Below are 23,407 nucleotides of genomic sequence, written 5' to 3' on the forward strand. Positions count from 1 at the left end.
GCTATAGCGCTGACTGAAGGGAGGTAATAATGACCATTGAACGTATTGATGTAGGCCCGCGCATGTCCGAAGCGGTGATTCATAACGGACTGGTGTACTACACCAGCGTGCCGGAGAACCTGGAGGCCGATGCGGAGGCGCAGACCGCCAACGCGCTGGCGGTGATCGACGCGCTGCTGACCCGCGTCGGTTCGGATAAAAGTAAGATCCTTGACGCCACGCTGTTTCTGCCGAACCTGGCCGATCTGGACGCCATGAACCGCGCGTGGGACGCCTGGGTGGCCCCGGGCCAGGCGCCGGTGCGCTGTACGGTTCATGCCGGACTGGTCAACCCGGATTACAAGATTGAAATCAAGGTGATCGCCGCGCTGTAGCGGCGCCGGCTTACGCCTTATCGTCGTCCTCATCCTCGAAGCGAACGGCAATGTGCCCGCCCTGGTGCGTTTCACGAATCTCACTGGCCACCAGGGCGATGGCCTCACCGCTGCTCATGCCGTCAGCCATCAGCTGGTGAATGCGCTCCACCGCGGCCTGCTGCTGCTCGTGGGTTAATGCCGGTAATCCGGTGATCATGCTGACTCCTTACGAAGGGTGGCCTTCTTTGACTGCACACAAAGGGGTGTCAGCGTGACAAAAATATGCCAGGCTAACGCTTTTCTCCCCAATTCAAAACATCATGCCGCCAGTCTATCACGCTTTAGAGTACCGCACCGATGCGATCGAGGCGCTGTTTGCGCCCATCGCCCAGCAGCCGTGGGCCATGCTTCTGCACTCCGGGCAGGCCACCCATCAGGACAATCGCTTTGATATTATGGTGGCCGACCCGCGCGTCACCCTGACCACCCGCGGGAGCGAAACGGTGATCGACCGCGGTGGCGATCGCCGCCGCGACGCCGGCGATCCCCTTGCGCTACTGCAGGCGGAGCTGGAAGCGCTGGGGCTGCAGGCAACGCCGCACGAGGACCTGCCGTTCCAGGGCGGCGCGCTGGGGCTGTTTGGTTACGATCTGGGGCGGCGGTTTGAACAACTGCCCGCGCTGGCGGAGGCGGATCTGCACACGCCGGATCTGGCGGTGGGGCTGTATGACTGGGCGATCGTTGCCGACCACCGGCGGCAGCGCCTGACGCTGATTTGTCACGGTGACCCCGCCGCGCGTCTGGCCTGGCTGCGGTCCCAGCCGGCGCCGGCGCGTGCGCCGTTTCGGCTCACTGCCCCCTGGCAGTCGAATATGGACCGCGACGCGTATAATGAAAAATTTGCCCGTATTCAGACATGGCTGCGCGCCGGTGACTGCTACCAGGTCAATCTCGCGCAGCGCTTTAGCGCCCCGTTTGTCGGCGATAGCTGGCTGGCCTTCTGCCGGCTCAATACGCAAAATCGCGCGCCCTTCTCTGCCTGGCTGCGTCTGCCGGACAGCGCCATCCTCAGTTTGTCGCCGGAACGTTTTCTGTCGCTAAAACAGGGGAAAATCCAGACGCGACCAATTAAAGGCACCCTACCTCGGCTGGCGGATCCCCGCGCCGACCGCGAACAGGCCGGGCGCCTCGCGCGATCGCCAAAAGACCGCGCCGAGAACCTGATGATTGTCGATCTGCTGCGTAACGACATCGGTCGCGTCGCCACACCCGGCAGCGTACGGGTACCGGAGCTGTTTGCCGTTGAGCCGTTTCCGGCAGTGCACCATCTGGTGAGCACTATCACCGCCGAGCTGTCACCCGCGCTGCGCGCGACCGACCTGCTGCGCGCCTGCTTCCCGGGCGGCTCGATAACCGGGGCGCCCAAAGTGCGGGCGATGGAGATTATCGAAGCACTGGAGCCGCATCGCCGCAACGCCTGGTGCGGTAGCATTGGCTACCTTAGCCTGTGCGGCGGCATGGATACCAGCATCACCATCCGCACGCTGATCGCGGAAGATAACCGGCTGCACTGCGCCGCCGGCGGCGGCATCGTTGCCGACAGCGAAGCGGCAGCAGAATATCAGGAGACCTTTGATAAGCTGCAGCGCATCCTGCCCTGCCTGCAGGGAGAGATAACGGATGTCTGAGCTGTCGCTGGATCAGTTTTTGACTCGCTTTCTGTTGCAGACTCCTCCCCCGGCCGCGCCGGTGAGCGCTCGCCGCCGGGCGGCGGTGCTGATTCCGGTCGTGCGCCGGCGGCGGCCGGGAGTGATTCTGACCCGCCGCGCCGCAACGCTGCGCCAGCACGCCGGTCAGGTCGCTTTTCCCGGTGGCGTGCAGGATAGCGACGATGCTTCGCTGATGGCCACCGCGCTGCGGGAAGCGCAGGAGGAAATAGCCCTGTGTCCGCAGCAGGTGACGGTGGTGGGCACGCTGCCGCCGGTCACCAGCAGCACAGGCTTTCAGGTGACGCCGATCGTCGGGCTGATCCCGCCCGACCTGCCCTTTGCGCCGAACCCTGATGAAGTGGCGACGCTGTTTGAGATGCCGCTGGCGGAGGCGCTGCGCCTGTCACGCTACGCGCCGCTGGATATCTGGCGACACGGCCAGTCACATCGCGTCTGGCTTTCCTGGTACCAGCAGCACCTTGTCTGGGGAATGACCGCCGGGATCCTGCACCGGCTCGGACAGCAGGTTACCGGCGAGGTTTTTACCGCTGAGACGGCCTTCAGACGCGCTGAAGCATGATAATGCTCTAAGTTTTCCCGTTTCGCCGCGCCATATCACTGACAGCGGCGACAAATTCCTCTATATTCGCCGCATCGCCAGTTGGCAGTCCACTTTTTGTTTTGACTGATTTTCAAGGAGCACCGCGTGATTAGCGTTTTCGACATGTTCAAACCCGGTATTGGCCCGTCCAGTTCCCATACGGTGGGTCCAATGAAAGCCGGTAAACTGTTCGTCGATGAGCTGCGTGACAAGCAGCTGCTCGGCTCAGTGACCCGCGTGGCGGTGGACGTGTACGGTTCGCTGTCGCTCACGGGCAAAGGCCACCATACCGATATTGCCATTATCATGGGGCTGACCGGCGCCAAGCCGGACACGGTAGACATTGATGCCATTCCCGGCGTGATCCGCGACGTGGAGCAGCGGCAGCGGCTGCTGCTGGGCGGCGAGCAGGAGGTCGACTTCCCGCGCGAAGGCGGGATGATATTCCGCAGCGAGAATTTACCCCTGCATGAAAATGGCCTGACCCTGCACGCCTTCGCCGGCGATAAGCCGCTGTACAGCAATACCTGGTACTCCGTCGGCGGCGGATTTATCGTTGATGAGGCGCACTTTGGCCAGCCGGTACTGGATGAAGTCACCGTCCCGTGGCCCTTCCACAGCGCCAAAGCGCTGTTGGCCCACTGCCATGAAACCGGCCTCTCGCTCTCCGGTCTGGTGATGAAAAATGAGCTGGCATTACACAGCCGCGAGGAGATAGGCAACTATTTCGCCAACGTCTGGCAAACCATGCGCGACTGCATCGATCGCGGGCTGAATACCGAGGGCGTGTTGCCCGGTCCGCTGCGGGTTCCGCGCCGCGCCGCCGCCCTGCGCCGCATGCTGGTCGCCTCCGATAAGCTCTCCAGCGACCCGATGAACGTCATTGACTGGGTCAATATGTTTGCGCTGGCGGTCAATGAAGAGAACGCCGCCGGCGGCCGGGTGGTTACCGCTCCGACCAACGGCGCCTGCGGGATCGTTCCGGCAGTGCTGGCCTACTACGATCATTTTATCGAATCGGTTAGCCCGGAAATCTACACCCGCTATTTTCTCGCCGCCGGCGCGATTGGCATTCTGTATAAAATGAATGCCTCCATTTCCGGCGCGGAAGTGGGCTGTCAGGGAGAGGTGGGCGTGGCCTGCTCAATGGCCGCGGCCGGCCTCGCCGAGCTGCTGGGCGCCAGCCCGGAGCAGGTGTGCGTGGCGGCGGAGATCGGCATGGAGCACAACCTGGGTCTGACCTGCGACCCGGTGGCCGGTCAGGTACAGGTTCCGTGCATTGAACGTAACGCCATTGCGTCCGTGAAGGCGATCAACGCGGCGCGAATGGCGATGCGTCGCACCAGCGAACCGCGCGTCTCGCTGGATAAGGTGATCGAAACCATGTATGAAACCGGCAAAGACATGAATGCCAAATACCGTGAAACCTCGCGCGGTGGGCTGGCTATCAAGGTCCAGTGCGACTGACCGCTCGCGCGGCGACACACCGTCCCGGTGGCGGGGTGTCGCCACCGTATGCCCAACGCCAGCACCTCACGTCCTCTGCCTCGCTTCCTTCCGAATCCGATTTCGCCCCCTCAATTTTCCACCTCTGCACTAAACTTCAGGCGCCGCGCGCCGATAACCCGGTTCGGTCTCTTAGCGTGCGTGTTTCTTAAGAAGGTGGTTGCTGATGCACATGTCCCAGCAAATGGTTGGACAGTTTCGCCGCCGGCGACTCGTTGTCGCCGCAATCGTGGCGGGGATCGTGCTAATACTGACCCTGACGGTGGGCGTTATCCGGGAAGAGAACCACATTGAGCAGCAGGCACAGGCCTTTGCCCGTAGCGCCGTCACCCGCTTTGACAAACTCTTCTCGCCGCTGGACATTTCCGCCAGCAACGCGCTGGGGCTGGTTGGGCTGAGCTGCGACGCGGTGCGCCAACCGCTGATCGAAAAGCTGGCGATACTGCAAACGGTGCGCGCGATCCTGCTGGTCAGCGAGAATACGCTGTATTGCTCCAGCATTTTTGGCGCGCGCGCGCAGAGTTTTAGCCAGCGCTATCCGGAGCTGGCGGTCAATAATCAGCACATGCTGCTCACCACCGACACGCTGCTGCTAAAAGGCTCGCCGATCCTGCTGCTGTGGACGCCGCAATCGACCGATAACCGCGCGGGCATACTGCAGGCAATCAACATTGAGATGATCGCCAGCTACTTGCTGGAGCCCTCTCAGCCTTGGGTGGAGCGGGCAGTATTCAGCGTCGGTGGCAAAAGTCTGGAGTACGGCAATCCGCTGATTGAGCCGACGCAGGCGGCAGACGGTGAGGTCACCTACGTCGAAAGCTCACTGCGCTATCCCTACACCATCACCCTGTACGGTCCCTCACCCACCGCGCTGGCGCTGTCGCGCCTGCCTTCTCAGCTGCCGCTGGCCCTGCTGCTGTCCCTGCTGACCGCCTACATTATCTGGCTGGCCACCGCCACTCGCATGAGCTTCTCCTGGCAGATTGGCTATGGTATCAGCGCGCGGGAATTCCACGTCTGGTGCCAGCCGCTGATCAACGCCCGCAGCGGCGATTGTTACGGTATTGAACTCCTGCTGCGCTGGCGTACTGAGCGGCAAGGCTGGATCCCGCCGGACGTGTTTATCCCGATTGCCGAACGACAAAACCTGATCGCACCGCTGACCCGCTACGTACTCAGCGACGTGGTCGCCCACCTGCCACTGCTGCCGCGCCAGCCTAATTTTGTGATAGCCATTAACGTCGCGGCCAGCCATTTTCATCAGCAGGCGATCCTTGACGATTTGGATGCGCTGTGGTGGCCGGCCCATCCGGTGCCACAGCTGGTGGTCGAACTGACCGAGCGCGACGCGCTACCGGCGGTCGATCAACAGGCGGTGACCTGCCTGCAACGACGCGGTGTCAAAGTGGCAATTGATGATTTTGGAACCGGGCACAGCTCGCTTGCCTATCTGAAAACGCTGAATCCGGACGTGTTAAAAATCGATAAGGTGTTTACCGCCGCGATCGGGACCGACGCCATCAACGCCACCGTCACCGATATGGTGATCGCGCTGGCCCAGCGGCTGGATATTCGCCTGGTGGCGGAGGGGGTGGAAACGGCGGAACAGGCAGATTATCTGCGCGACAGAGGGGTAGATGTGTTCCAGGGATACTATTTTGCACGCCCGATGCCGCTGGAGGCATTCGCTGGCTGGCTACAACACCATCGGCAGACAGTCGCTGAGCAGACGGTGGCTGAACAGGCGGCCTGACGCCGCGGTCGGCCGCCAGATGCCGGCAGCCTGACGGCTGCCGGGAGGGCGACACGCTACTCCTCTTCGTCGCTGTCAACGTGCAGTTTGGTGATTCGCACCAGGTCGATACGGTAGTCCGTCGCCTCTACGATCTGGAAGGTCAGCGGCGGCAGCGTGATCACGTCACCAGCGCGCGGAAACTGATCGTTTTGCGCAATCAGCAGCCCGGCCAGCGAGGCAAAATCCTCGTCCGGATTCACCAGTCCCTGGGTGTCCAGCAGCTGCTGCAGCGCGTGCAGATCGGTGCCGCCTTTCACCAGCCAGCCATCGCCGTCGGCAATCACATCCGGGGTCTCATCCTCGTCCGGGAACTCGCCGGCAATTGCCTCCAGCACGTCGAGCGGAGTAATCAACCCCTGTACCACGCCAAACTCGTTGGTGACCATCACGAAACTGCCTTTCGCCCGGCGCAACACCGCCAACAGATTGATCGGATCCAGCGTCTCCGGCACCATGATCGGCGGCGAGGCGCTGGCAAACGCTTCAATATTGATGCCGTGATCCAGCGCAACCAGCAGCTCCTTCGCCCGCACCACGCCGACCACCTCATCGAGTTCGCCACGACAGACCGGGAAAAGGCTGTGTGGTGTATCCAGCAGCTGCACGCGCACGTCGTCGACGGGCCGGGTAGCATCCACCCACGAGATTTCGCCGCGCGGCGTCATGATGCTGCGAATGGAGCGCGAGGCCAGCGTCAGCACCCCGGTTATCATATAGCGCTCTTCGTCAGCAAAAGCTTCTTTCGGCAGATTGACCGGGCTTTCCACGTGGTTTTCCACCTGCGGCTCGGCGCTGGCGGCGCGCGCTTCGCGGCGCCCGCCCATCAGGCGCAGAATCGCCTCGGCGGTCCGTTCGCGCATCGGCCGGTGTGACTGATGGCGGATAAAATTGCGCCGTGCTATCTGATTAAACAGCTCAATCAGGATCGAGAAGCCGATGGCCGCATACAGATAGCCTTTCGGAATGTGGAAACCGAACCCTTCCGCCACCAGGCTCAAACCAATCATCAGCAGGAAGCTGAGGCACAGCACCACCACCGTGGGGTGCGCGTTAACAAAATTGGTCAGCGGACGGGAAGCCAGCAGCATCACGCCCATGGCAATCACCACGGCGGTCATCATGATCGGCAGATCATTCACCATACCCACGGCGGTAATCACCGCATCGAGGGAAAACACCGCATCAAGCACCACAATCTGCGCCACCACCGCCCAGAAGCTGGCGTAGCCCTTGCTATTGTCTCCACTGTGATCGCGATTTTCCAGCCGCTCGTGCAGCTCCATCGTGGCCTTAAACAGCAGAAACAGGCCTCCGCACAGCAAGATCAAATCGCGTCCGGAAAAGCTGAACATGCTGATGCTAAACAGCGGGCGCGTCAGGGTCACCAGCCAGGAGATCAGCGACAGCAGGCCAAGTCGCATCAGTAGCGCCAGCGACAGGCCGATCAAACGCGCCTTATCACGCTGTTTGGGCGGCAGCTTGTCAGCCAGGATGGCAATAAACACCAGGTTATCAATCCCCAGTACGATTTCCAGCACGATGAGCGTCAGTAACCCGGCCCAGATTGAGGGGTCTAAAAAGATGTCCATTACAGATAAAGACTCCGGAAAAAGGAACAGAAAAGCGCCCGAATCGACGTGGCGAATCCAGGGTGAAAAGGCAAAGAGGCGGTGCGAATAGCGTCCCCGAACGGGACAAATGCGTAGGCCAACAGGCCCGGAGGTTCAGTTAAGCGACGTCGGTGACAGTCCATAGGGAGGGCTGAGGCCCGTTACTCCTGTATTGAAAAGGACCTCTACTTTATCAGGACGCAACGGCGCGTCAAATTTTTTCTTCGCGCCGTCGACCCGGCCGCTGCATCAGCTCAATTTGCCCCCTCCCGCGGCTTTTGCCACAGGGTCAGCAGAAAGTCGGCCTCGCAGGAAAAGGTCTCGCTGTCGGCCAGCGCCTGCCACAGCGCGGGCGAGGCGCGCCAGGCCAGCGGCGTCATTTGCAACAGCGCCACCGCCTCATCACCGCGCAGCGTCAGGGAGGTGTTGAGCGACTGCTGGCTCAGTCGGGTCAGCCCCGGCAGCTGCTCATCGGCCACGTCATGCAACTTCACGTCATCATAAATGCGGGCTTTAAACTCGATCAGATGACGCGGCCCCGGGGTGACGGTCAACACGACCCCACCCGGCTTCAGCACCCGCGCGATTTCAACGGGATGGCACGGCGCATAAATGCGCAGCAGCGCATCCAGGCTGGCGTCGGCTACCGGCAGTCGCTGGCTGGAGGCGACGATAAACTGGCACGCCGGATAGCGGCGCGCCGCGGCGCGTACCGCCTCTTTCGATATGTCCAGGCCGGTAACTTCGGCCCGCAGCCCCGCCCTGACGGCGTCGGTGTAATAGCCTTCGCCGCAGCCAATGTCCAGCAGTACTCCGCCAGCCGGAACCCACTGCGCCAACAGGGCCACCGCCCGCTGCTGCAGCGGCTGGTAATGGCCGGCCTGCAAAAAAGCGCGCCGCGCCTGCAGCATCTCCCGGCTGTCGCCCGGCGCCTTTGAACGCTTATGCTGGACCGGCAGCAAGTTAACATACCCTTCCCGCGCCCGGTCAAAAGTGTGACCTCGCTCACAGCGCAGCGGCCCGCCGCTGTCGGCGAGAGGAAGGTGGCAGAGTGGGCAAATCAGGTGCATAGCGGAGTCCTTTTACAATCAGGCGACCAGTGTACCCTGAAGCGCCGCTCATGCCGAGCCTGCTCAGGAGTGGGAAGACGCGTCCGCCCGGTTTATCACCAGCACGTTATTCTGTCCCGGCGGTAAACCGTCCGGCCGCACGTTCTCAAGACGTAGCACGTCACCCATAATTTGGCTGAATACCGGCGCGGAGACCGCCCCACCATAGTATTTGCCGTTATCCGGCTCGTTAATCACCACCACCAGCGCAAAACGCGGGTGGCTGGCCGGGGCCACGCCGGCCGTGTAGGCAACGTATTTATCGATATAGTGCCCCTGGGGACCAATTTTTTTGGCCGTGCCGGTTTTCACCGCCACGCGGTAACCGCGCACCGCGGCCTTGATCCCGCCACCGCCGGGTAGCGCGACGCTCTCCATCATATGTTCAACCTGATGCACCAGCGCTTCCGGCATCACGCGCGTGCCCAGCACCGGCGGATCAACCCGGGTGATGGAGAGTGGGCGATAAATACCGTAGCTGCCTATGGTGGCGTAGACCCGCGCCAGCTGCAGCGGAGTGACCATCAGGCCATAACCGAAGGCAAAGGTCGCGCGATCAAGATCGCCCCAGCGGCGGCGCTGCGGCAGCAGGCCACGGCTCTCGCCGGTGAGTCCCAGTTCGGTCGGCTGACCGAGGCCGAACAAACGGTAGGTCTGCTCCAGCACCGCGACCGGCATCGCCAGTGACAGGCGCGACACGCCGGTGTCACTCGATTTTTGTAGAATACCGGTCAGGGAGAGCGACGGATAATAGCCCACATCGCGAATGGTGTGACCGGACAGCGTAAACGGGTGAGTGTCGATCACGCTGTCCGGCCGGACGATGCCCTGCTTCAGCGCGGTCATCACCACCATGGGTTTAACCGTTGAGCCGGGTTCAAACGTGTCGCTGATGGCACGATTGCGAAAATCATCGGTGGTGGCCCCGGCGCGGTTATTGGGATTGAAGGTCGGGACGCTGGCCATCGCGAGAATTTCACCGGTTTTCACGTCCAGCAGTACCGAGGCGCCGGAAGCGGCTTTATTCAGCGCCACCGCGTTGGCCAGCGCCTCCTCGGTGACCGTTTGTAACCGCTCGTCAATGCTCAGTATCACGTTGTGCGCCGGCTTACCGGCGCGGGTAGCAATGTCTTCGATCACCTGGCCATGACGATCTTTTCGCACCACCCGCTGGCCGGCCTGCCCGGTCAGCGCCCGGTTAAAACTCTTTTCAACGCCCTCAATCCCCTGGTCATCGATATTGGTGAAGCCCAGCAGGTTAGCGGCGGTATGGCCGGCCGGATAGAAGCGGCGCGACTCCTGTTGCTCATACACCCCGGGCAGCTTGAGTTTGGCGATATACTCCGCATCAGCCGGTTCAATCTGTCGCGCCAGATAGAGAAAGCGGCTGTGCGGCGCATGCGCAATGCGGTGGGCCAGGGCATCCAGCGGCGTATCCAACATCCGGGCCAGCGCCTGCCACCGCGCATCACTGCCCACGCCGCCCCCCGCGAGCAGGGTTTTAGGATCGGCCCAAATGGCCTTGACCGGCACGCTCACCGCCAGCGGATTGCCGTGGCGATCGAGGATCATGCCGCGGTGCTCATTCAGCGCTTCCACCCGCAGCGAACGCATGTTCTCCTGTTCCACCAGCGGGTCCGGCGCGATAATCTGCAGCCACGCCGCCCGGCCGAGCAGCAGCAGTAACGATCCCAAAATACCGGCGCAGATCAGGCCGAAGCGCCACTGAATAAAACTGGCCGTCATGTGTTTAAGTTTGCGCACTGCCTCTCACCGTGTGGGTCTAAATGATTGAAATATTTAACCCGATCGGCGCCAGTCCAGACCAGAAAACAATCCTGCCAGGCCGTGTCTTTTTGCAACAAAGCGCAACGACCGGTGACAAGACAAAAAAAAGCCCCGCGCGATGCGCGGGGCTGGAAAGGTGGCTGTCATCGTGAGCATAAGGCCCACGAGGCGCACGGCTTAGATAGCGGTGACGTTAACAGCGGCAGGACCTTTCTGGCCGTCCTGAATTTCGAACTCAACGTTCTGGCCTTCAGCCAGGGTTTTGAAGCCGTTACCCTGGATGGCGGAGAAGTGTACGAACACATCTTTGCTGCCGTCAGCCGGAGTGATGAAGCCGAAGCCTTTAGACTCGTTGAACCACTTAACCTGACCTTTAATCTTTGCCATTTTGCAAATTCCTTAGAGTGTTATTTAGCCCGAAGGCCGTCTTACAGAGAAACCAGAGACATTACTGCATGAGGCACAAATAAAAGTCCGGCAAGAAAAGTGGTATTCAACGAAAACGTCTTTACTCGATACTTCTTAACGGAGATGCCATACATAAACAGAACTGTACCTCGTTTTACCCAAAAGGTTTATCACATACTCTTTAATTGATCGCAAGCCATTTTTATTGCCTGAATCATGGAGTGCGCACTGCCTTCCGGGGATGGTGATATAATGCACAACTATGCACACCTGATGCAAGTCGTCCAGCCACTAATTTTGGTTTCCGCGTGCGCCGCATAGACCCATATCTCACCTGCGGTTCGGATCGCCGCACGCTGCGGTTAAGCTAATGCATAATCCGGGCATACTTATAACCCTGACATAGATATAAAACGGGAAACGTTAGCGCGTTACGCGTGCGCCGCGATAGTCTGACACATGCCCGGCCGCCGGGGGCTGCACCAGATTAATACGTTATCCATGCTGCTTGCACCGGAATAAAGCAGACTGGCGATAATATTCCATTACCGCCGCAGCAAATGTTAAATAATGAAACTGTAATGATAATACTCACAAATAAGCTCATACCGCGCGCTATTAGCGATCGCGCCGTTCGCCAATTTTCCACGGTAGAAACGTGTCGCGCGCGTCAGGCCAGGCGGCGACGGCGGCGGCCAGCGCCGCCGGCGCCGCATCCAGTGATTCATCGGCTAACTCAAACACGCCCCAGTGGATGGGGAGTGTCAGCGGCATCCCGCAGGCGCGCCATAGCGCTACCGCCTGCGCCGGATTCATGTGCTGCCCCTGCATAAACCACTCCGGCTGCCAGGCGCCGGTCGGGAGCGCCAGCAAATTAAAGGGTCCCAGCCGCTGCGGGATCGCCAGCAGCCGATCGCTGGCACCGCTGTCGCCGCTGAACCAGAAGCGCAGTCCAGGGGCCTGCAGCACAAAGCCACACCACAGCGAGCGATTACGATCGAACGGGGTGCGCATGCTCCAGTGACGCGCCGGCACCGCGTGCACCACCCAGCCGTCGCGGGCGTGCGATTGCCACCAGTCCAGCTCCACGACTCGCCGCGCACCCAGCCGGCTAAACCAGCGTTTGAGCCCCAGCGGCACCACCACCTCCACATCGGGAAACCGGCGCAGCAGCTGCCGGACGGTTCGCCGATCGAGGTGATCGTAGTGATTATGGGAGATCAGCAGCCAGTCCAGCCCGGGCAGATCGTCAACGACCAGCGGCGGCGGCGTTTTACGCGCCGGTCCGGCAAACGGCAGCGGCGAAGCGCGAGCCGATAGCACCGGATCGATCAGTACGTAGCGCTGCTGCAGCCGCAGCAGCAGTGACGCATGCCCCAGCCACCAGACGGCATCGCCGCTGCCGCTGAGATCAGCGGCCTGCCACCAGCGGCGACAGAAGCCAGCATAACCCTCCGCCGGCGGCCGCGGCAGCCCCGCCGCCTTACGCTCGCGCCGCCAGCGCCGAAAATCCCCGGGCCGCCGCGGATCCGGTTCGGGATTGTGGAACCCCTCCGGCGCGTGGTGCGGCAGTAGGGGGTCGTACCAGGGATTTTTCCATGCCATGACGGGAACCTCAGCGTTCGGCTACCAGGTGGATCAGATCGGACGTCTGTTCATCATCGTCGGGGGCCGTCTGGCGCGGGCTGTCTGCGCCCCGCTCGGCCAGGCGACGCAGCAGCTGATTTTGCCGCTTCTGCTCTTCCAGCAGCGCCTCCAGCAGGCGGATCTGTTCGCTGGCGCGCACGCTGGCGCGATTAACAAAAAACCATGCCAGCAGCGCCATCAGCGCGCTCAGAGCGATGGCGGCCAGCGAGACGAGGCTTTCACCCCCGGATACTAATTCATTCATAACGGCCTCAGGGTCGTGTGACAGAAGCCTGATGCATTCAGGCTGACGGCAGATTGTAACGGCTGCAGCCGCACAGCCGCAATTCGCCATTGTTGTCATCCTGTAACCCACCGACATTTTCAGTCCCCTCTGAGTGAATCGCCGTAAAAGCGCGCTATGATTAGCCTGTTGCAGCGCGAGACGCCGCGTTGCTCATGCCTCTAAAATAAGGAGAAATAATGAGAATACTGGTGCGCCTGATCCTGCTGGTGGCGGTGGTCTGGCTGGGATTATTATTCAGCGGCTACGGCGTGCTGATCGACAGCAACAAAAATATTGCCGGGGTAGGCCTGCAGTGCGAATACCTGACCGCCCGTGGGACGGTCACCGCTCAGTACCTGCATACCGACAGCGGGATCATTGGCGTAACCGACTGTCCGCTGCTCAAGAAAAGCACCGACGTGGTCGACAGCAGTCAGTAATCCGCTCGCGGGCGGCTCCGCCGCCCGCACAGGTTCCAGCGCCGGGACGTACATTCCCCGCCAAAAATCTTTAACATAGCGACATTCACCCTGCGCGCACTTTTCTATGTCATCATCACTCCCGCACGACGGCCTGCCGCTCCCGGCACGCAATGGCGCCATTCTGGCGATTATCACTGGACTGAACCCTGGCGGTGCTGGACGGCGCGATTGCCAACGTGGCGCTGCCGACCATCGCCGCGGATCTCCGCACCAGTCCGGCAGAATCAGTATGGATCGTTAACGCCTATCAGCTGGCGATCATTGTCTGCCTGCTGCCCTTCTCGTTTCTCGGTGAGATGGTTGGCTATCGCCGCGTTTATCAGGCCGGGCTGCTGCTGTTTAGCTGCACCTCGCTGCTGTACGCTCTCGCCGACTCTCTGACGCCGCTCACGTTGGCGCGGGTGCTACAGGGGATCGGCGGTGCAGCGCTGATGAGCGTCAATACCGCCCTGATTCGGATTATCTGGCCGCGCCGCTGTCTGGGGCGCGGCCTAAGTATCAATTCCCTGGTCGTGGCCGTCGCGTCTGCGGCCGGCCCGACGGTGGCTGCCGGGATCCTGGCCGTCGGTCACTGGCCGTGGCTGTTTTTGATCAACCTGCCACTGGGGGCGCTGGCGCTGGCGCTGGGCTGGCGCTTCCTGCCGCCCAATCCGCTGCCGGCCAGCACCCGGCGTTTTGATCTGCCCAGTGCGGTGATGAACGCGCTGTTTTTTGGCCTGCTGGTGGCGCTACTCAGCGGCGTGGCGCAGGGACAGTCACGCGGCGTCCTTCTCGGTGAACTGCTGCTCCTGCTGCTGGTCACGCCGCTGTTTATCCGCCGGCAGTGCGGGCTCGCGGTGCCGCTACTGCCGGTAGATTTGCTGCGCATTCCGCTATTTTCTCTCTCCATCGCCGCCTCGGTGTGCGCTTTCTGCGCGCAGATGCTGGCGATGGTGTCGCTGCCGTTCTGGCTGCAGAGCGGACTGGGACGCAGTGAGGTGACCAGTGGGCTGTTGCTGACCCCGTGGCCGCTGGCCACCATGGTGCTGGCGCCGATCGCCGGACGATTAATTGAGCGCTTTCATGCCGGTCTGCTGGGGGCGGTGGGACTCGGCCTGTTTGCCTGTGGGCTGCTGCTGTTGGCCCTGCTACCGACGGCACCGACGGATGCGGATATCATCTGGCGCATGGCGCTGTGCGGCGCCGGATTTGGCCTGTTCCAGTCGCCTAATAATCATACCCTGATCACCGCCGCCCCGCCCGTGCGCAGCGGCGGAGCCAGCGGCATGCTCGATACCGCGCGCTTGCTGGGACAAACCAGCGGCGCCGCGCTGGTGGCGCTGATGTTCAATCTGTTCGCCGCCAGCGGCACCCATGCCAGCCTGCTGCTGGCCGCCGGCTTCGCCGCAGCGGCGACGCTGGTCAGCGCCCTGCGCCTGTCGCAGCCCGACGCCGTGCGCCCACAATAAATCAGGCCGCCCGGAGGCGGCCTGATGGACAAAGAAACCCGGGATTACTTCAGATATTCACCGCTGCGCAACGCGTCAATGCGCTTATCCAGCGGCGGGTGCGACATAAACAGTTCGCTGAGGGATTTCGATTTGCCGTTAATGCAAAACGCCATCATGCTGCTGGCTTCCTGCGGCTCATAGCTGGTTTTCAGCCGCTGCAGGGCGGCAATCATCTTCTCGCGCCCCACCAGGCGAGCTGAACCGGCATCGGCGTGAAACTCACGGTGGCGAGAGAACCACATCGTGATGATGCTGGCGAGAATACCGAACACCAGTTCCAGCACCGTAGCCACCGCAAAATAGACCAGCGGGTTGCCGTTACTGCTCTCTTCCCCGTCGCGGTTGCCGGACAGGAAGCCGGAAGCCACCTGAGCGATGATACGTGAAATAAAGATAACAAAGGTGTTCACCACTCCCTGAATCAGGGTCATGGTCACCATATCACCATTAGCAATGTGGCTGATTTCGTGCGCCAGCACCGCCTCAGCTTCGTCACGGCTCATGTTTTGCAACAGGCCGGTTGAAACGGCAACCAGTGACGCATCGCGACGCGCGCCGGTGGCAAAGGCGTTAATATCCGGCGCGTGGTAAACCGCCACCTGCGGCATGGCGATTCCCGCCTGGCGCGCCTGCTGCGCCACGGTCTCCATCAGCCAGCGCTCAGTGTCGTTACGCGGCTGTTCAATCACTTCACCGCCAACGGAACGCAGCGCCATCCACTTGGACATCAGCAGTGAAACAAACGCACCGCCAAAGCCAAACAGGCCTGCCATGATCATCAGGCCCTGCACGCTGCTTGACTGGATCCCCGTCAGGCTGAGGATCAGCCCGAATACCAACATGACGCCCAGGTTGGTGAGCAGGAAAAGAGCAATACGCATCATAAAATATATTCAACCTCGATGGTGTGATGTAAAAATCCGCCGGCGCCTTGCCGGGTGTCTCTATCGTAGGGTCAGCGCCGTGCTTTTCAAGTGACCTTAACCTTTAACCGCCTAAAAACAGAAAACTTTACATTTTGTCGCAGGTTGTCGCGTGCAGGACGGCGGGCATAAAAAAGGCAGACCGAAGTCTGCCCTGCTGACCATGACCTGCGCGGCCTATTTTGCCGCCGCGGGGTCCGCCGCCGGAGAGTCCAGATGCGCGAGATCCAGCGCAATCTTCACCGTTTCATCCAGATAGGGGTCCGGCTCTTTGTAATCTTTCGGCAACGCCTCCAGATTTGCCAGCGGTTTTTTCCCCTCTTTCTTCAGCCGCTCGTTGATCCGCGACAGACGCAGTGCGTCATCCTCGTGGTTCTCCTTTTCGCGCTGCTGCAGATTCAGCGACACGCGGTTGCGCTTTTCTTTCATCGCGTTAAAGCGGGCAATGTCCTTAATGATGTACTGGAACTCGGCGTCCTGGGCAATCCGCTGGTCGTGCGCCTGTTTGATGCGCGCCTCCAGCGGCGTCAGATCGCCGGTTTTCACCCAGGTGGCCGCATTAATGCTGTCCCACGGTAGCGCGTTGTCCTCAAACTTCTCGCCGGTTTCAATCGCTTCGTTACCGGTCGGCATCAGCACGTCCGGCGTTACGCCTTTGCGCTGGGTGCTGCCGCCGTTGATGCGGTAGAATTTCTGGATGGTGTACTGCACCGAGCCCAGCGCCGGCCACTCCGGACGCAGCATCTGATCGTAGATGCGGTTCAGCGAGCGGTACTGCTGGACAGTGCCTTTACCGAAGGTCGGTTCACCGACAATCAGCGCGCGGCCATAGTCCTGCATTGCCGCAGCAAAAATTTCCGATGCCGACGCGCTGAAGCGATCAACCAGCACCACCAGCGGCCCTTTATAATACACGATGCCGTCGTTATCGCTGTCTTCGCGGACCTTACCGTTGTTATCGCGCACCTGCACTACCGGACCACTGGGGATAAACAGCCCGGAGAGCGAGACCGCTTCAGTCAGCGCCCCGCCGCCGTTGCTGCGCAGATCAATCACCACGCTGCTGACGTGCTGTTTTTCCAGCTTTTGCAGTTGCACTTTCACATCGTCCGTCAGCCCGACGTAAAAGCCCGGAATATCCAGCACGCCAACTTTCTCTTTGCCGATGGTTTTGACCGACATTTTCACCGCGCGGTCTTCCAGGCGAATTTTTTCACGCGTCAGCGTCACGATGCGGGTTTTGGTGCCTTTTCCGGCCGGCAGGATTTCCAGGCGTACTTTGCTGCCTTTCGGGCCTTTGATTTTGGAGACCACATCGTCCAGCCGCCAGCCAATCACATCTTCCATTGGCTTACCGGGCTGGCCGACCGCCACCACACGGTCACCGACGCTGATGGCTTTGCTCTTGGCTGCCGGACCGCCGGCGACCATGGAGTTGATCACCGTGTAATCATCATCCATCTGCAGCACCGCGCCGATCCCCTCCAGGGAGAGGCTCATCTCGGTATTGAACTGCTCGGTATTGCGCGGTGACAGGTAGTTAGTATGCGGATCGATCTCGTGCGCGAAAGCGTTCATCGCCAGCTGGAACACATCCTCGCTGTTGCTCTGCGCCAGCCGGCGGATGGCAAAGTTATAGCGCTTGGTCAGAATATCGCGGATCGCTTTCTCATCTTTACCGGTGAGTTTGAGGCTCAGCTCATCGTATTTGACCTTGGCATCCCAGAGCGCGTTCAGCTCGGCCTCATTTTGCGGCCAGGGCGCTTTGCCACGGTCGAGATCGATGGTGTCGTTGCCGCTGAAGTTCATCGGCTTATTGAGCAGGGTCAGGGCGTACTGATAGCGTTCAAACCGACGCTTCTGCGCCAGGTTGTAGAGATCGTAAAACAGCCCAAGCTGCCCGGTTTTCAGTTCGTCGGCCAGCTCGCCCTTGCGGGGCGCGAAGCGGGCAACATCGGAGGCCAACAGCACGTTATGACTGTAGTCCAGCATATTCAGGTAGCGATCGAAGATTTTGGCGGAAAACGCCGGATCGAGATCGAACTGCCGATAGTGCGAGCGGGTAAAACGCGAGGTGACGCGCTCGCTGACCGTCGCGTGCTGCGGTTCCTGATGAAGCTGCGGGATTTGATCGGCGCGGGTAATGTTATCCGCGCTGGCCAACGCCTGGCCTGCAAGCAGCAGGCCGGCGAGAGCCGTCATTTTAAAAAAGGTGTTCATGCCGTGGTCGGCCTCCGTTTCAGAACTGCAAGTGTTCTGCGCGTACAATCAATGCCATGCCGGAAGCCAGCTGGACACGAACGCCATCTTTGCTGATTTCGAGAATGGTGGCGTCCATTGCACTTTTGCCCGCCTTGACTTTAATGGCCTGGCCCACCTGCAATTCGGAGGTATCGGTCACCGGTTTCGCCGCGGCCTGAGGCGCAGCCTGCGCGGCAGTTTTTTCCTGACGCTGGGGCTTCTCACGCGCGGGTTGGCGCGATGCGGCGGCGCCTTCGGTTTTACGCGGCTGCGGTTTACGCGGACGGCGCGGCGCGGTGGCGTCGGTTTCACCGGCTTCGCGCTTCTTCGCCTGCTGCTGTTGGCGCTGCGCCTGAACCCGCGCTTTCGCCTCTTCCAGCTGCTTGCGCGCGTGCTCTACGTGCTGCTCGTCGAGCTCGCCGCAGGGATTGCCGTCGAGATCCACACGGGTCGCACCGGCTTTAATACCGTGCAGGTAGCGCCAGCTCGACGTGTAGAGGCGCAGCGCGGAGCGCAGCTGCGTTTTACTCAGCATATTTTCGCCCTGCACTCTTTCGACCAGGTCCTGAAAGATACCGATCTTCAGCGGGCGCGCTTCACCCTCAGCGGCGAAGCACTGAGGGAAACGGGCCGCCAGCCAGGCGATAACTTCTTTACTACTGTTCAACTTAGGTTGATTTTCCATGAAATTTCCTGATTACAACGGATTTGCCGACCAGCGCAGGCATGAACAGGCGACATTATAATGACCCCATCGACAATTGCCATGCTTCCAGCACGTTAGCTGCCGTTCAGATGCAGAATTTTTTCTACATTGCTGGCCGCCAGCAGCTGGCAAAGCCCGTCGGTCAGGGTCCGCAGGCCGGCTTCATCGTCGGCATCAAAGCGCTGGTGTTGCGTGCTATCAATGTCCAGCACGCCGATCAGCCGGCCATTTACCCGCAGCGGCAGGACAATTTCGGCATTGCTGGCGGCATCGCAGGCGATGTGTCCGGGGAAGGCGTGCACGTCATCTACGCGTTGTACCTCACCGCTGGCCATGGCTGCGCCACACACGCCTTTGCCTACCGGGATGCGTACGCAGGCAATCTTGCCCTGGAACGGCCCGAGAACCAGCGTGTTTTCTTCGGTCAACAGATAGAAACCCGCCCAGTTAACGCCGTCCAGGCGTTCAAACAGCAGTGCGCTGCAATTACCCATTATCGCCAGAAAACTGGTTTCATCCGCCAGCAGCGCGGCCATATCGCGGTTTAAATCCGCGTAAAATTGTTGTTTAGTCATTCAATTACCACTGTACCATCGTTGGTTGTCGCAGGGCACTCCCGGCGCGACCTAAAATAAACACGAAAAGACAAGGCAGACAAGGTGAATGATGCCCTGACTTCAGCTACCCTTAGCCGCCTGACATGACGCTGCCCGCCGGCACGTAGCAAAGATATTGGGCTACCGTCATCCGGGTTCAACGGGTGACCGGGAAAAAGACGCTGTCCCGTTTCCTGCGGGCCGCGTTTTGCAGAGTATACTGTCGTTAATACGCCGGGCATTCAACGCGTCGCCAACGCTTATCGGGATTATGAAAATATACGCCATCAGCCACGTGCTGCCTGAGGAACGTTATCAGCGTTGTCCGCAATGCGATACCCTTTTTTCCTTACCGAATGTGAAATCCACCCAGAGCGCTTTCTGCCCGCGTTGCGATGCGCGCATCCTGCAGGGGCGCGACTGGTCGGTAACCCGCTTAACGGCCATGGCGCTGACCATGCTGCTCCTGATGCCGCTGGCGTTTGCCGAGCCGCTGCTGGAGATCCGCCTGCTGGGCACCCGCATTACCGCCTCGCTGCTGGAGGGGATTGTGCAGATGACGCGCGCCGGCCACGTGCTGACCGCCGCCATGGTCACCTTCTGCAGCATCGGCGCTCCCCTTACCCTGGCGCTTTCCCTGCTGTACCTCAATCTTGGCCGACGATTGGGAATGAATCTGCGCCCGGTGTTGCTGATGCTTGATCGGCTAAAAGAGTGGGTGATGCTCGACATCTATCTGGTCGGCGTGGCGGTGGCCTCGATCAAGGTGAAAGAGTTCGCCGATATCAGCGTCGGTGCCGGACTGGTGGCATTTCTGCTCCTGACCATGCTCAGCCTGCTGACGCTGATTCATCTGAATATGGAGCAGCTGTGGCAGCGTTTCTATCCGCAGGCCGAGGCCCACGCTCCGGCGAACGCGCTGCAGGTCTGCCTGAACTGCCACTATACCGGCCTGCCCGACGATCGCGGACGCTGTCCCCGCTGCCACACGCCGCTGCACCACCGTCGTCGCCACAGCCTGCAAAAAGCCTGGGCGGCGCTTATCGCCTCAATAGTGTTGCTGATCCCGGCCAACCTGCTGCCGATTTCAATCATTTACGTTAACGGCAGCCGTCAGGAGGACACCATCCTCTCGGGGGTCATGTCGCTGGCCTCGGGTAACGTGCCGGTGGCGCTGGTGGTGTTCGTAGCCAGTATCCTTGTCCCCTTCACCAAGGTGCTGGTGCTGATGGGACTGCTGCTCAGCATCCACTTCGACTGCGCGCAGGGGCTGCGCACCCGGATCCGCCTGCTGCGGGCGATCCGCTGGATTGGCCGATGGTCGATGCTCGACCTGTTTGTTATTGCGTTAACGTTGTCGCTGGTAAATCGCGATCAGCTGCTGGCGTTCACGATGGGGCCGGCGGCTTTCTATTTTGGTGCGGCGGTCATTTTGACAATACTTGCCGTGGAATGGCTCGACAGCCGCTTACTTTGGGATGCTCATGGATCACACGCCGACTACACCGACTAAAGCCCGGGTGCGTAATAAACGCAAAATCTCTCCATTCTGGCTGCTGCCGCTCATCGCTCTGCTGATTGCGGGCTGGCTGGTGTGGACCAATTATCAGGAGCGCGGTGCGTCCATCACCATCGATTTCGCCACCGCGGACGGCATCGTGCCGGGCCGCACGCCCATCCGCTACCAGGGCGTCGAAGTCGGCACGGTGCAGAATATTCGCCTGAGTGACGATCTGCGCGTCATTAAAATTGAAGCCTCGATCAAAAGCGATATGGCCGATGCGCTGCGGGAAAACACGCAGTTCTGGCTGGTCACGCCAAAGGCCTCGCTGGCCGGGGTATCCGGGCTGGACGCGCTGGTTGGCGGTAACTATATCGGCATGATGCCGGGGGATGGCAAAGAGCAGGATCATTTTGTGGCGCTGGATACTCAGCCGAAGTACCGGGTGAACACCGGTGAACTGCTGATCCATCTGCACACCCCGGATCTCGGCTCGTTAAATACCGGCTCGCTGGTCTATTACCGCAAAATACCGGTCGGTAAAGTGTATGACTACAGCATCAATCCCGGTAATCAGGGCGTCAGCATTGACGTGCTGATTGAGCGGCGCTTTACCAACCTGGTGAAAAAAGAGAGCCGCTTCTGGAACGTGTCCGGCATGAAAGCCGACGTCGGACTGGGCGGCGCAAAGGTGCAGCTGGAGAGCCTGTCGGCGCTGGTTAATGGTGCCATCGCCTTCGATTCACCGGCCAGCGGTGAAGCGGCGAAAGCCGATGATACCTACGTTCTCTATCCCGATCTGGCCCACAGCCAGCGCGGTTCGCAGATAAGCCTCGACCTGCCCTCCGGTGAGGGTCTCAGCGAGGGGCGCACGCCGCTGATGTATCAGGGGCTGGAAGTGGGCACTCTGACCCACATCACTCTGCAGCCGCAGGGCCGGGTTACCGGTGAGCTGACTATCGATCCGTCAATCATCGGACTGATGCGCAGCGGCACCCGCATAGAGATGAAAGCGCCGAAGCTGAGCCTGACGGATACTCGCCTCAGCGCCCTGCTGACCGGGAACACGCTGGAGCTTATCCCCGGCGACGGCGAGCCGCAAACCCATTTCAGCGTGCTGACCAGCGACGCCTCCCTGTTGCAGCGTCCTGATGTACTGACGGTACGTCTGAGCGCGCCAGAAAGCTTTGGCATTGATGCCGGCCAGCCGCTGATGCTGCACGGTATGAAAATCGGCCAGGTGGTAGAGCGTCAGCTGGAGGCTGGGGGCGTCAGCTTTGTGGTCGCCGTCGAGCCGGATTACCGCCATCTGGTGCACGCCGACAGCAAGTTTGTGGTCAACAGCCGGCTGGACGTCAAATTGGGCATTGACGGAATGAAAGTGCTGGGCGCCAGCGCCCGCGAGTGGATTGATGGCGGCATCCGCCTGATGCCGGGTGGAAAAGGCACGGTGAAGGCGCGCTATCCGCTGTACGCCGATGCGGAGAAGGCCGAAGAAGGGATCACCGGCAATATTCCCTCGACCACGGTTAAACTCACCGCCCAGAGCCTGCCGGATATCCAGCCCGGCTCGGTGGTGTTGTACCGCAAATTCCAGGTGGGTGAGATTGTTTCTGTTACGCCGCGCGCCGAGGCGTTTGACGTCGCCGTTCACATTCAGCCGGAGTACCGGCGCCTGCTGACCGCCAACAGCGTATTCTGGGCCGAAGGCGGTGCGCGAGTGCAGCTGAACGGCGCCGGTCTGACCGTTCAGGCGTCGCCGCTTAACCGGGCGCTGAAGGGCGCGATCAGCTTTGATAACGTCGCGGGTGCCGGCCGCGGTACCAGCGCAACCGCGTCGCGCACGCTGTACAGCAATGAGACCGCCGCGCGCGCGGTTGGCAGTCAGATTACGCTGCAAACCTTTGACGCCAGCAAACTGGCGGCAGGCATGCCGATCCGCTATCTTGGCATTGACGTCGGCCAGGTGGAGACGCTGGCGCTGAGCCCGGACAAAAATCAGGTGATTGCCCGCGCGGTACTCTATCCGGAATACGTCAATGATTTCGCCCGCGCCGGGAGCCGCTTCTCCGTGGTCTCCCCGGAGCTGTCAGCCGGCGGCGTGAAGCATCTCGACACGCTGCTGCAGCCCTATATCAACGTCGACCCGGGTAAGGGCCGCGCGCTACGTCGCTTTGAGCTGCAGGAGACCACCATCACCGATTCCCGCTACCTCGACGGCCTGAACATTGTGGTTGACGCGCAGGAGGCGGGCTCGCTGTCGGTTGGCACGCCGGTGCTGTTCCGCGGCATCGAGGTGGGGACGGTCACCGGCACCTCGCTTGGCGCGATGGCGGATCGGGTGCAAATTGCCCTGCGCATCAGTAAGAAGTATCAGCATCTGGTGCGCAACAACTCCGTCTTCTGGCTGGCCTCCGGCTACAACCTGCAGTTTGGCCTGATTGGCGGGGTAGTGAAAACCGGTACCTTTGAGCAGTTCATCCGCGGCGGTATCCAGTTTGCTACCCCACCGACGGTGCCGCTGGCGCCGCAGGCGGAGTCCGGCAAGCACTTTCTGCTGCAGGATGACGAGCCGAAGCATTGGCGCGAATGGGGAACGGCCCTGCCGCGCTAACCGCAGAGGGCGGCGGCCGTCGCCTTCTCCCACCAGGTCGCGCTGTGCTACACTGCGCGA

General features: G+C 60.9%; 19 protein-coding genes and 2 pseudogenes. 9 read left to right on the forward strand and 12 right to left on the reverse strand.

Features of this window, described 5'->3' with window-relative positions; genetic code table 11:
* The first annotated feature begins 29 nt into the window (after nucleotides 1-29).
* Nucleotides 30-374, forward strand: a complete 345-nt coding sequence (locus BS626_RS08630; RefSeq protein WP_075181965.1) for a RidA family protein — start codon at nucleotides 30-32, stop codon at nucleotides 372-374.
* Nucleotides 375-384: 10 nt separating this feature from the next.
* Here the strand turns inward: BS626_RS08630 and BS626_RS08635 are convergent, their stop codons facing one another.
* Nucleotides 385-573: a YoaH family protein gene (locus tag BS626_RS08635; protein ID WP_075181966.1), complete on the reverse strand. Its 189-nt coding sequence runs from the start codon at nucleotides 571-573 to the stop codon at nucleotides 385-387.
* A gap of 103 nt (nucleotides 574-676) precedes the next feature.
* Here BS626_RS08635 and pabB point away from each other — a divergent pair, with 103 nt between their 5' ends.
* The 4 genes from pabB to BS626_RS08655 all read left to right on the forward strand — a co-directional run bounded on the left by pabB (nucleotide 677) and on the right by BS626_RS08655 (nucleotide 5,925).
* A complete protein-coding gene (pabB, locus tag BS626_RS08640) occupies nucleotides 677-2,044 on the forward strand; it encodes an aminodeoxychorismate synthase component 1 (RefSeq protein ID WP_075181967.1) in 1,368 nt (455 codons plus the stop codon).
* Nucleotides 2,037-2,645 (forward strand): CoA pyrophosphatase, encoded by a 609-nt coding sequence (locus BS626_RS08645; protein WP_075181968.1) that lies wholly within the window; start codon nucleotides 2,037-2,039, stop codon nucleotides 2,643-2,645. The genes pabB and BS626_RS08645 overlap by 8 nt, the downstream gene beginning before the upstream one ends.
* A gap of 126 nt (nucleotides 2,646-2,771) precedes the next feature.
* The gene (locus BS626_RS08650) at nucleotides 2,772-4,133 is read left to right on the forward strand and encodes an L-serine ammonia-lyase (protein WP_075181969.1); all 1,362 of its coding nucleotides are present in this window, start codon (nucleotides 2,772-2,774) and stop codon (nucleotides 4,131-4,133) included.
* A 205-nt stretch (nucleotides 4,134-4,338) separates the two neighbouring features.
* Nucleotides 4,339-5,925, forward strand: coding sequence for an EAL domain-containing protein (locus BS626_RS08655; protein WP_075181970.1), 1,587 nt, complete (start codon nucleotides 4,339-4,341; stop codon nucleotides 5,923-5,925).
* Nucleotides 5,926-5,981: 56 nt separating this feature from the next.
* Here the strand turns inward: BS626_RS08655 and BS626_RS08660 are convergent, their stop codons facing one another.
* The 7 genes and pseudogenes from BS626_RS08660 to BS626_RS08685 form a co-directional block, all read right to left on the reverse strand.
* Nucleotides 5,982-7,556, reverse strand: a complete 1,575-nt coding sequence (locus BS626_RS08660; RefSeq protein ID WP_075181971.1) for a TerC family protein — start codon at nucleotides 7,554-7,556, stop codon at nucleotides 5,982-5,984.
* Nucleotides 7,557-7,831: 275 nt separating this feature from the next.
* Nucleotides 7,832-8,647, reverse strand: coding sequence for a 23S rRNA (guanine(745)-N(1))-methyltransferase (gene rlmA / locus BS626_RS08665; RefSeq protein ID WP_075181972.1), 816 nt, complete (start codon nucleotides 8,645-8,647; stop codon nucleotides 7,832-7,834).
* A gap of 63 nt (nucleotides 8,648-8,710) precedes the next feature.
* Nucleotides 8,711-10,432, reverse strand: a complete 1,722-nt coding sequence (gene ftsI, locus BS626_RS08670) for a peptidoglycan glycosyltransferase FtsI (protein WP_075181973.1) — start codon at nucleotides 10,430-10,432, stop codon at nucleotides 8,711-8,713.
* Between the two features lie 219 nt (nucleotides 10,433-10,651).
* Nucleotides 10,652-10,861 carry a transcription antiterminator/RNA stability regulator CspE gene (gene cspE / locus BS626_RS08675; protein ID WP_001062678.1) on the reverse strand — a complete coding sequence of 70 codons (210 nt, stop codon included), beginning with the start codon at nucleotides 10,859-10,861 and terminating at the stop codon, nucleotides 10,652-10,654.
* Between the two features lie 24 nt (nucleotides 10,862-10,885).
* Nucleotides 10,886-10,984 (reverse strand): annotated as a pseudogene (locus BS626_RS18980) (DUF2627 domain-containing protein); the annotation flags it as partial.
* A gap of 516 nt (nucleotides 10,985-11,500) precedes the next feature.
* Entirely contained in the window at nucleotides 11,501-12,487 is a 987-nt protein-coding gene (locus tag BS626_RS08680) for an MBL fold metallo-hydrolase (RefSeq protein WP_075181974.1), read from the reverse strand.
* Nucleotides 12,488-12,497: 10 nt separating this feature from the next.
* Nucleotides 12,498-12,773: a YebO family protein gene (locus BS626_RS08685; RefSeq protein WP_075181975.1), complete on the reverse strand. Its 276-nt coding sequence runs from the start codon at nucleotides 12,771-12,773 to the stop codon at nucleotides 12,498-12,500.
* Nucleotides 12,774-12,991: 218 nt separating this feature from the next.
* Between BS626_RS08685 and BS626_RS08690 the strand changes: the two genes are divergently transcribed.
* Nucleotides 12,992-13,234 (forward strand): YobH family protein, encoded by a 243-nt coding sequence (locus tag BS626_RS08690; protein ID WP_075181976.1) that lies wholly within the window; start codon nucleotides 12,992-12,994, stop codon nucleotides 13,232-13,234.
* 106 nt (nucleotides 13,235-13,340) lie between these two features.
* A pseudogene (locus BS626_RS08695) lies at nucleotides 13,341-14,724 on the forward strand (MFS transporter).
* A gap of 44 nt (nucleotides 14,725-14,768) precedes the next feature.
* Here the strand turns inward: BS626_RS08695 and htpX are convergent.
* The 4 genes from htpX to BS626_RS08715 form a co-directional block, all read right to left on the reverse strand.
* Nucleotides 14,769-15,650, reverse strand: coding sequence for a protease HtpX (gene htpX, locus BS626_RS08700; RefSeq protein ID WP_075181977.1), 882 nt, complete (start codon nucleotides 15,648-15,650; stop codon nucleotides 14,769-14,771).
* A 216-nt stretch (nucleotides 15,651-15,866) separates the two neighbouring features.
* Nucleotides 15,867-17,909, reverse strand: a complete 2,043-nt coding sequence (gene prc, locus BS626_RS08705; RefSeq protein WP_075181978.1) for a carboxy terminal-processing peptidase — start codon at nucleotides 17,907-17,909, stop codon at nucleotides 15,867-15,869.
* A 19-nt stretch (nucleotides 17,910-17,928) separates the two neighbouring features.
* Entirely contained in the window at nucleotides 17,929-18,615 is a 687-nt protein-coding gene (proQ, locus tag BS626_RS08710; RefSeq protein WP_075181979.1) for an RNA chaperone ProQ, read from the reverse strand.
* A 95-nt stretch (nucleotides 18,616-18,710) separates the two neighbouring features.
* Complete coding sequence (locus tag BS626_RS08715; protein ID WP_075181980.1) at nucleotides 18,711-19,211, reverse strand: GAF domain-containing protein; 501 nt, start codon at nucleotides 19,209-19,211, stop codon at nucleotides 18,711-18,713.
* Nucleotides 19,212-19,503: 292 nt separating this feature from the next.
* Between BS626_RS08715 and yebS the strand changes: the two genes are divergently transcribed.
* Together yebS and BS626_RS08725 are read left to right on the forward strand one after the other, a co-directional pair.
* Nucleotides 19,504-20,745: a membrane integrity lipid transport subunit YebS gene (gene yebS, locus BS626_RS08720; protein WP_075181981.1), complete on the forward strand. Its 1,242-nt coding sequence runs from the start codon at nucleotides 19,504-19,506 to the stop codon at nucleotides 20,743-20,745.
* Nucleotides 20,711-23,347 carry a PqiB family protein gene (locus BS626_RS08725; RefSeq protein WP_139308795.1) on the forward strand — a complete coding sequence of 879 codons (2,637 nt, stop codon included), beginning with the start codon at nucleotides 20,711-20,713 and terminating at the stop codon, nucleotides 23,345-23,347. Before yebS ends, BS626_RS08725 begins: the two co-directional genes overlap by 35 nt.
* The last annotated feature ends 60 nt before the right edge of the window (nucleotides 23,348-23,407 follow it).

The sequence above is a fragment of the Pantoea sp. 1.19 genome, from assembly GCF_001922585.1.
In the GTDB taxonomy this organism is placed as follows: Bacteria; Pseudomonadota; Gammaproteobacteria; order Enterobacterales; family Enterobacteriaceae; genus 1-19.